The organism is Pseudorhodobacter antarcticus (assembly GCF_900110135.1).
GTDB lineage: Bacteria > Pseudomonadota > Alphaproteobacteria > Rhodobacterales > Rhodobacteraceae > Pseudorhodobacter > Pseudorhodobacter antarcticus.
In genome coordinates this window covers 129,511-137,456 of sequence record NZ_FOCO01000009.1, presented here as the reverse complement: position 1 = coordinate 137,456, position 7,946 = coordinate 129,511, and the positions used below count along the sequence as shown (strand labels likewise).

At 59.9% G+C, this 7,946-nt stretch carries 9 protein-coding genes and 1 riboswitch; of the genes, 5 read left to right on the top strand and 4 right to left on the bottom strand.

The features are described from left to right. Nucleotides 1-215: 215 nt before the first annotated feature. Entirely contained in the window at nt 216-680 is a 465-nt protein-coding gene (rnhA, locus tag BMY36_RS06850; RefSeq protein ID WP_050521227.1) for a ribonuclease HI, read from the top strand. After that, the gene (locus tag BMY36_RS06845; RefSeq protein ID WP_050521214.1) at nt 677-1,318 is read left to right on the top strand and encodes a trimeric intracellular cation channel family protein; all 642 of its coding nucleotides are present in this window, start codon (nt 677-679) and stop codon (nt 1,316-1,318) included. Before rnhA ends, BMY36_RS06845 begins: the two co-directional genes overlap by 4 nt. 7 nt (nt 1,319-1,325) lie before the next feature. On the opposite strand, the gene trmB is transcribed toward BMY36_RS06845, so the two are convergent. Then, nucleotides 1,326-2,042 (bottom strand): tRNA (guanine(46)-N(7))-methyltransferase TrmB, encoded by a 717-nt coding sequence (trmB, locus tag BMY36_RS06840; RefSeq protein ID WP_050521213.1) that lies wholly within the window; start codon nt 2,040-2,042, stop codon nt 1,326-1,328. 168 nt (nt 2,043-2,210) lie between these two features. Between trmB and aroQ the strand changes: the two genes are divergently transcribed. From aroQ to BMY36_RS06825, 3 genes are all read left to right on the top strand, one after another. Next, nucleotides 2,211-2,645 carry a type II 3-dehydroquinate dehydratase gene (gene aroQ / locus BMY36_RS06835; protein ID WP_050521212.1) on the top strand — a complete coding sequence of 145 codons (435 nt, stop codon included), beginning with the start codon at nt 2,211-2,213 and terminating at the stop codon, nt 2,643-2,645. A gap of 12 nt (nt 2,646-2,657) precedes the next feature. Beyond that, nucleotides 2,658-3,422 (top strand): HpcH/HpaI aldolase family protein, encoded by a 765-nt coding sequence (locus tag BMY36_RS06830; RefSeq protein WP_050521211.1) that lies wholly within the window; start codon nt 2,658-2,660, stop codon nt 3,420-3,422. 162 nt (nt 3,423-3,584) lie between these two features. Next, nucleotides 3,585-3,926 (top strand): hypothetical protein, encoded by a 342-nt coding sequence (locus BMY36_RS06825; RefSeq protein WP_050521210.1) that lies wholly within the window; start codon nt 3,585-3,587, stop codon nt 3,924-3,926. A gap of 265 nt (nt 3,927-4,191) precedes the next feature. Here BMY36_RS06825 and metK read toward each other — a convergent pair whose 3' ends face one another. The 3 genes from metK to BMY36_RS06810 all read right to left on the bottom strand — a co-directional run bounded on the left by metK (nt 4,192) and on the right by BMY36_RS06810 (nt 7,931). Further along, nucleotides 4,192-5,358 (bottom strand): methionine adenosyltransferase, encoded by a 1,167-nt coding sequence (metK, locus tag BMY36_RS06820; protein WP_050521209.1) that lies wholly within the window; start codon nt 5,356-5,358, stop codon nt 4,192-4,194. 7 nt (nt 5,359-5,365) lie between these two features. Further along, nucleotides 5,366-5,413: riboswitch (SAM-SAH riboswitch) on the bottom strand. 32 nt (nt 5,414-5,445) lie between these two features. After that, nucleotides 5,446-6,951, bottom strand: a complete 1,506-nt coding sequence (gene lnt / locus BMY36_RS06815; protein ID WP_050521208.1) for an apolipoprotein N-acyltransferase — start codon at nt 6,949-6,951, stop codon at nt 5,446-5,448. Continuing rightward, nucleotides 6,948-7,931, bottom strand: coding sequence for a hemolysin family protein (locus BMY36_RS06810; RefSeq protein ID WP_050521207.1), 984 nt, complete (start codon nt 7,929-7,931; stop codon nt 6,948-6,950). The genes lnt and BMY36_RS06810 overlap by 4 nt, the downstream gene beginning before the upstream one ends. Between the last annotated feature and the right edge of the window lie 15 nt (nt 7,932-7,946).

Here is a 7,946-nt window from a genome sequence, read left to right as displayed (position 1 = left end):
TAAACGATCCAACCACCACCACAGACAAGCATTTCAAAATGCTTGTCTGTGGCTCTTGTTTCGCACAAAAGCTGGGACCTTCATAAGACAAGCCTGCGGCAACGCGGATTTGCGGGGCAAAACCGCGATAGGTATTTTTGCCAAGATGAATTGGGGGGCGCTGGACCTTTGGGCGGGGGGTGGCTAGGGGTGGCGCGAACCCGAGGGAGAAGATGATGCCGCAGCTTTATGCCTATACCGATGGTGCCTGTTCGGGCAATCCCGGCCCCGGTGGTTGGGGCGTGTTGATGCTGGCGCGTGACGGCGAGGCGGTGGTCAAAGAGCGCTGTTTGCAAGGTGGTGAGGCCGATACCACCAACAATCGGATGGAATTGATGGCAGCCATTTCGGCACTGGAGGCGTTGGCGCGCCCGAGCGATATTATTGTGGTGACCGACAGCGCCTATGTGAAAAACGGAATTACCGAGTGGTTGGTGGGCTGGAAGCGCAAGAATTGGCGCACGGCGGCGGGATCGGCGGTGAAGAACGTCGATTTGTGGCAACGGCTGGATGAGGCGCGGTTGCGCCACACGGTGGAATGGCGCTGGATTAAGGGCCACGCGGGGCATGTGGAAAACGAGCGCGCGGATGAGTTGGCGCGCGCGGGTATGGCCCCGTTTAAGGCCGGGGGTGCGAAGTGACGCTGCTGGCGGCGTTGGATTTCGCATCGGTGGCGGTGTTTGCCCTGACGGGGGCCTTGGTGGCATCACGCAGCCAGTTGGACATTGTGGGCTTTATCTTTGTTGCCTGCCTGACGGCGGTGGGCGGGGGCACCATTCGCGATGTGTTGCTGAACCGGGATGCGGTGTTTTGGGTTGCGGACCCAACGATTTTGCTGGCTGCGGTTGCGGCGGCGGTGGTGGTGTTTTTTGGCGCGCATCGGTTGGAAAGCCGGTACCGCGCGATTGTGTGGCTGGATGCCTTTGCGCTGGCGATTGCGGTGCCTGCGGGGGTTGGCGTCGCGATGGGCATGGGGCAGCACTGGGCGATTATGATGGTCATGGGGGTTGCCACAGGCTGTTTTGGCGGGTTGCTGCGCGATGTGGTGTGCAATGAGGTACCGCTGGTTTTGAAACAGGGCGAGGTTTATGCGACCGCCGCCTTTGCCGGTGCCGGGGCCGCCGTGGCGGTGGTTTGGTTTGGCTATCCGGCAGATGCGGCGCTGTTGGCCTGTGCGGGGGTGACGTTTGTTTTGCGCGCAGGCAGCATTGCGTTTGGCTGGGTGTTGCCCGTGTACAAAACGCGCCCCCCGCGCCCGCAAAGCCCAAAGCAAAGTTGAAGCGCGCCTATTTGCGGCGATAGGTTAGGTAATGCTGCGGGCGCCCTTCGCGGATGGCTTTTTGTTCATAGCGCGTTGATATCCAATCGGCCCAAGGGGTTGCGGTGTTGGAGAGGAGGTTGAAACCTGCTTGGGGCACCTCCTCTAGGGTTTGGCGAACGTAATCGTCGATATCGGTGGCGATGCGCAGCTCTGCGCCCGGCTGCATCACGCGGGCAAGGGGTTTCAGGTGGTTTTGCGTGACAAAGCGGCGGCGGTGGTGGCGCGCTTTTGGCCAAGGATCGGGGTAGTTGAGGAAAGTTTTGGCGATGCAGGCATCGGGCAGGATGTCGAACAGATCGCGCACGTCTTCGGGGTGGACGCGCAGATTTGTGACATCGGCCTGACGGATTTTGCCCAACAGCATGGCAACACCGTTCACGAAGGGTTCGCAGCCGATAATGCCGACATTGGGGTTCAGCGCCGCCATATGCACCAGATGTTCGCCACCGCCAAAGCCGATTTCCAACCACAAGGGGCGCGCATCACCAAAAAACTGCGCCGGATTGACCGGGGTGCGGTCGGGGTTGTCCGTGCGGCTGGTGCCGGGGGGGCGGAGGCGTTCGAGGTCTTCCTGCAGATAGGTTTTTTGACTGCTGCGCAGGGTTTTGCCATGGTGGCGGCCATAGAAATTGCGGCGGTCGGGGGCCGTGTCCCGTTGGTTTTCGGCGTTGTCGTTGGTCATGGCGGCCCCCTTGGTTGGCGCAGGCGGGGGTAGCCTGTGGGGGGAAGGGCGTCAAGGTGGGGCGCGGTTGAGCCTGCGGCGCGGATATTTGGGACCAAATGATGGGGGGCGTTGCAATTTTGCGTGGGCGGGGCGAAGCTGCGTCAAAATTAGCCCAAGGATGGTGTGATGAAGACGGTTTATTTGCTGAACGGCCCCAACCTGAACCTGTTGGGCAAGCGCCAGCCCGAAATTTACGGGCATGAGACGCTGGCCGATGTGGAGCGCGATTGTATGGCGCTGGCGCAAGGTTTGGGGCTGGCGCTGGAGGCATTTCAATCAAACCACGAGGGGGCGATCATCGACACCATTCATGCAGCGCGCGAAAAGGCGGCGGGGATTGTGATTAATCCTGGTGCGTTCACGCATACGTCGATCGCGATTTTGGATGCGCTGAACGCGTTTGAAGGCCCCGTGATTGAGGTGCATATTTCCAATGTTCACAAGCGCGAGGCGTTTCGGCACCATTCCTATGTGTCGCTGCGCGCGGAAGGGGTGATCGCGGGCTTGGGGACCGAAGGGTACAAAGCGGCGGTGCGGCGTTTGGCGATGCTGTTGGCATAAGGGGGGCTGGATATGGATTTACCAAAGAACACGTTTAAGGCGGCGTTGAAGGCGCGGCAGCAGCAAATCGGGCTGTGGGTGTCGATCCCCAGTGCAGCGACGGCCGAGGCGCTGGCGACCTGTGGGTTTGACTGGTTGCTGGTCGATTGCGAACACACGCCGAATGACCCCGCAAATGTGCAAGCGATGCTGCAAGCGCTGGCCCCCTACCCCGCCCATGCCGCGGTGCGCCCCGGCTGGAACGACGCGGTGGAGATTAAGCGGTTGATGGACGCCGGCGCGCAGACGGTTTTGGTGCCGTATGTGCAAACGGCAGAGGAAGCGCGGGCGGCGGTGGCGGCCGTGATGTACCCGCCGCGTGGAGTGCGCGGCGTGTCGGGCATGTCGCGGGCCACCCGGTTTGGGGCCATTCCAAATTACACCGCGCGCGCCAACGATGAGATTTGCTTGCTGGTGCAGGTGGAGACAAAGGCCGCGTTGGGCCAGATTGAGGCGATTGCGGCGGTGGAAGGGGTGGACGGCGTGTTCATCGGCCCGGCCGATTTGGCAGCGTCGATGGGGCACCCGGGCAATATGGGCCACCCTGAGGTGAAAGCAGCCATTTTGGACGCGGTGCGGCGGATTGCGGCCACGGGCAAAGCGGCGGGGTTTTTGGCATCCGACCCTGCGTTGTTGCGCGAGGTTGTGGCGGCGGGATGCACGTTTACCGCCGTGGGGATGGATATTGGCGTTTTGGTCAGTGGGGCGAAGGCGTTGGTGGCGGAGTGGAAGGGGTGAGGGGGCAGTTGGCGCCAAGAAAAGGCTTAATGACTGTTTTGAGCCCTTTGCGGTCATTAACCGTGCGGAGTTTAGTGCGTCCGTTATGGGTTGTAATGTGTGCCGCGAAATTTCACACTCAGCAGCCGAAGGCAATAGTCCGAGGCTTTGAAAGATAAGGCGATGAAGCTTGAAAACTTAGGTAATGCGTTTGAGGAAGTGAAAGAGATTATCCGGCAGAAAGGCGCGATTTTCGCGCGTCAACTGAAATCTATTTCTCAGGAATTCGACGTCACAGAAGCGGCAATACAGGCGTCTTTTGTCCGTGAAACTGGGCATTCCGTTTTCGATTACAAAATACAAAATACAAAAAGTGCCCTCTCTTACTCGGGCGCGCCAGATAGCAAAAATGATACGAACTACTCGCGACAAGGATTACTGGAAAACAGTAGAAGGATTGCCTCTGAAGACGTTTGCAAGTGCTACTTGGCGCAAACATGTGTTTATAGGCACGTGGGCTTCTAAGGTTCTTCTCCATGACCTGATCGAAGTGGCGTCCGGTGAACTGGTTTCGCTTTCCACAGCGGAGTTACGGAGAAATTTCCGAACCCTCTACGACAGACTTGTTAATTGGCACCCGCACCTTGAAGAGTGGCTCTGAAGTTTGGCATGTGATTGAGGCTTGAGGGCGACGAATAACCGCTTCGTCCCGCATTGCAGACAAACACGGCAGCCCCCCAAACGCAAAAAGCCCCGCTTGCGCAGGGCCTTTCACCAAGTTTTACCCCAATCAGAACGGCTTTTTCAGCGCGTCGATCAGGTCTGTTTTTTCCCAGCTAAACCCTCCATCCGCGTCCGGTTCGCGGCCGAAGTGGCCGTAGGCGGAGGTGCGGGCGTAGATGGGTTTGTTCAGGTCCAGATGGGTGCGGATGCCGCGCGGGGTCAGGTCCATTGCAGCCCAGATCACCTTTTCCAGCTCGGCGTCCGGCACGTTGCCGGTGCCATGCGTGTCGACATAGATCGACATTGGTTTGGCCACGCCAATCGCATATGACACCTGAATGGTGCAGCGATCGGCCAGCCCTGCGGCCACCACGTTTTTCGCCAAATAGCGCGCGGCATAGGCGGCCGAACGGTCCACCTTGGTCGGGTCTTTGCCGGAAAACGCGCCGCCGCCGTGGGGGGCCGCACCGCCGTAAGTGTCGACGATGATCTTGCGACCTGTCAGGCCCGCGTCCCCATCTGGGCCGCCGATCACAAACGTACCTGTCGGGTTCACCCACCATTCAGTGTTGGGTGTAATCCAATGGGCGGGCAGCACCTCGCGGATATAGGGTTCCACGATGGCGCGGATATCTGCGCTTTTTTGCTTTTTATGCTCATGCTGGGTGGACAGCACGATGGAGGTCACCTCTACCGGTTTGCCATCTTCATAGCGCAGCGAGATTTGGGATTTCGCATCGGGGCGCAGGGTGGATTCCTGACCGGATTTGCGCACCTCGGCCAGACGCTTTAGGATAGCGTGGCTGTACTGAATGGGCGCGGGCATCAGCGCCTCCGTCTCACGGCAAGCATAGCCGAACATGATGCCTTGGTCGCCAGCGCCGTCTTTGTCGACGCCTTGGGCGATATGGGCGGATTGTTCGTGCAGGTAGTTGTGAACCTTCAAGGTTTCCCAATGAAACTTCTTTTGTTCATAGCCGATGTCGCGGATGCAATCGCGCACGATGCCTTCGACATTGCCCATCATTTCTTTCAGTTTGGCCTTATCGGCCAAGCCCACCTCGCCGCCGACGACCACGCGTTTGGTGGTGGCAAAGGTTTCACAAGCAACACGGGCGTTGGGTTCGATCGCGATGAACGCGTCAAGGATAGCGTCCGAAATGCGGTCGCAGACCTTGTCGGGGTGGCCCTCCGAGACGGACTCGGACGTAAATACGTAATTATTTCGTGACATGGGGAAGTGCTCCGTTGGTTAAACGCGTCACGTCAGGAAGCCGTTGTGACGGTAGGTGGCTTGCCCTAGGCCCGCGCGGGGCGGGTGTCAAGCACGGCGGCGCGGGCGCAATGAAACAAGGGCCAAAACAGTGCCAAGCAGCAACAAAACCAGCGGCAAATCGCCGTGGCGGGCGTAAAGCGTGGGGGGCAAGGGTGGGGGCAAGGCGGCATCAATGAACGCAGCGCGGCCCAGCGGGATTTTGGCAACCACGCGGCCGCGCGCATCAATCACGGCCGATACGCCCGTGTTGGCGGCACGCAGCAAGGGCAGGCCTTGTTCAATCGCGCGCAGGCGAGCCTGTGCCAGATGTTGCCACGGCCCGGTCAGCGTACCGAACCACGCATCATTGGTGATGTGCAAAATCCAATCCGCGCGTATGGGGGCGGCGCGCAGGTCTTGGGGGAACACCGCCTCATAGCAAATCAGGGGCAGGATGCGACCAAGCTTTGGGCCAAGGTCCAGAACGGCGGCGCCCGGGCCCGCAGAATAGCCCGCCCCTTGTTGCGCGGCAAAGGCGGTGATGCCGAACAGATCGTAAGCAATATCGCCAAAGGGGATATATTCGCCGAAAGGCACAAGGTGATGTTTGTCATAAAGCTGGGTGAGGCGGCCCGTTTGATCCACCACCGCAAGGGTGTTGTAGCCACGATTGCCATCGACCCGTTGGATGCCAAAGGCCACGGGCGCGCCTTGCCCCGCGCGCCCAATCACGCGCAAAATGTCGTCGTTATTGTTCAAAAGATACGGGACCGAGGTTTCGGGCCAGACCACCATATCAGGCGGGGCGTTTGGACCCGGCGCGGTGGTCAATTCCAACAGGCGGTCCATGTGGTCTTGCGCGCGGTCGGGGTCCCATTTCAAGCTTTGTTCGGCATTGGGCTGCACAAGGCGCACGATGGTCAGATCGGCGGGGTATGCCGGGCTTTGCAAATTATCGCCCCAGACGGTCGCCACGAACAAGGACAGGATGGGCACCGCAATCCAGCGCCCGCCAAGGGCCACTGGCAGGCCTGTGACAAGGACTGCCAGCAACGTTAGCCCCCCTGCCCCGGCGAATGTGGCGAGATGTGCGATGGGCGTGTCGATGAAAATATGACCGATCATCGCCCAAGGAAAGCCCGTGAAAATATAACCGCGGGTGAGTTCGGCGGCCGTAAGTGTGACTGCGAACAACAGCACACGGTGGGCGTAAGTTGCGCCAAAGCGGTGCGCGATGCCCGCCGCCAGCGCCCAAAACAGGCCGAGGCCGAAGGGCAAGAGGATGAGAACAAAGGGGATCATCCATGCGTAAACTTCGGGTTCGATCAAGAACGGTTCAATAATCCACGACAGGGCGAGGGCGAAATGGCCGCCGCCGATAAACAGCCCAGTCCATGCGGCAGCGGGCGCGCTGCGGGCCTGCGCCACCAGCATCAAACCGGCGGCAAGGCCTGTCAGCGCCAAGGGCCATTGGCCCAGCGGCGCTTGGCCCGATGCAATAACCGCGCCAAGGCCAAAGGCCAGCCCTGCGCGCGACCAGCCGGGCCACGCGCCGAAAAGGCGGATTTTCATTCGGCGGCTGCTTTTGTTTCTACCACCGGGGTGGCTGCTTTTGCTTCCGCGGGGACGGCTGCTTTTGCCTCTGCGGGGGTGAGGCGGCGCGCGGCTCCCGGTCTGCGCACGCGGATGCGTTTGATGCGGCGGGGGTCAGCCTCCACCACCTCAAATTCAGCGCCGCTTTCATGGGGGATGATTTCGCCGCGCGCGGGGATTCGGCCCAAGCGCAGAAAGACGAGGCCGCCCAATGTGTCCACATCACCATCTTCCTCGCTGTTGCGCAAGGTGACGCCAAGGGCCTGTTCAAATTCGGTCAAGGGCGCGTTGGCTTGGGCCAAAAACACGCCTTCGGGGTCTTCCTTCCACAAAGCGCCTTCAACCTCGTCGTGTTCATCTTCAATCTCGCCGATCACGGTTTCGATCAAATCCTCAATCGTGACCAAACCATCAACACCGCCGTATTCATCAATGACCAAGGCCATATGCACGCGTTCTTTTTGCATTTTCTGCAGCAAAACGCCGACTGGCATAGAGGGTGGGGCATAGAGCATGGGGCGCAGCATTTTGCGCAGAGAAAACTTGCCCGATGCGCCCGCAAACCCGTATTGCAGCGCCAAATCTTTGAGCAAAATCAAACCCAAAGGGTGATCCAGCGTGCCTTTATAGACGGGGACGCGGCTGAAGCCGTTTTCGCGAAACACCTCCACCAATTCATCCTTGCCGATGGTGATGGGGACTGCGGTGATTTCAACCTTTGGCACGGCAACATCATCCACGCGCAACTTGCGCAGGTTGGCGATGCCGTGGGTCGATGCGCCCAGAACGGCGCGCACGGGGCCTTGGATGGGGGCAGATTGCCCGTCGGTTGAGGTTTCAGACGGGCTGAGCGCGTCTATGATACGACCAAAAAAGCCCCGTTGCGGAGGCTCGACATCGTCTTGGTCTGGCGTACTTTGTTGTTCCAAAGCGGCTGACCCGGTGTTCGTACTACCCATCTGTCCTTTTCCGAC

Excerpts from the sequence above, each read along its gene's own strand:
- aroQ (WP_050521212.1), top strand. The coding sequence starts at position 2,211 with ATGAAGACGGTTTATTTGCTGAACGGCCCCAACCTGAACCTGTTGGGC.
- BMY36_RS06810 (WP_050521207.1), bottom strand. The coding sequence starts at position 7,931 with ATGGGTAGTACGAACACCGGGTCAGCCGCTTTGGAACAACAAAGTACG.
- metK (WP_050521209.1), bottom strand. The coding sequence starts at position 5,358 with ATGTCACGAAATAATTACGTATTTACGTCCGAGTCCGTCTCGGAGGGC.
- BMY36_RS06830 (WP_050521211.1), top strand. The coding sequence starts at position 2,658 with ATGGATTTACCAAAGAACACGTTTAAGGCGGCGTTGAAGGCGCGGCAG.
- BMY36_RS06825 (WP_050521210.1), top strand. The coding sequence starts at position 3,585 with ATGAAGCTTGAAAACTTAGGTAATGCGTTTGAGGAAGTGAAAGAGATT.
- lnt (WP_050521208.1), bottom strand. The coding sequence starts at position 6,951 with ATGAAAATCCGCCTTTTCGGCGCGTGGCCCGGCTGGTCGCGCGCAGGG.
- rnhA (WP_050521227.1), top strand. The coding sequence starts at position 216 with ATGCCGCAGCTTTATGCCTATACCGATGGTGCCTGTTCGGGCAATCCC.
- trmB (WP_050521213.1), bottom strand. The coding sequence starts at position 2,042 with ATGACCAACGACAACGCCGAAAACCAACGGGACACGGCCCCCGACCGC.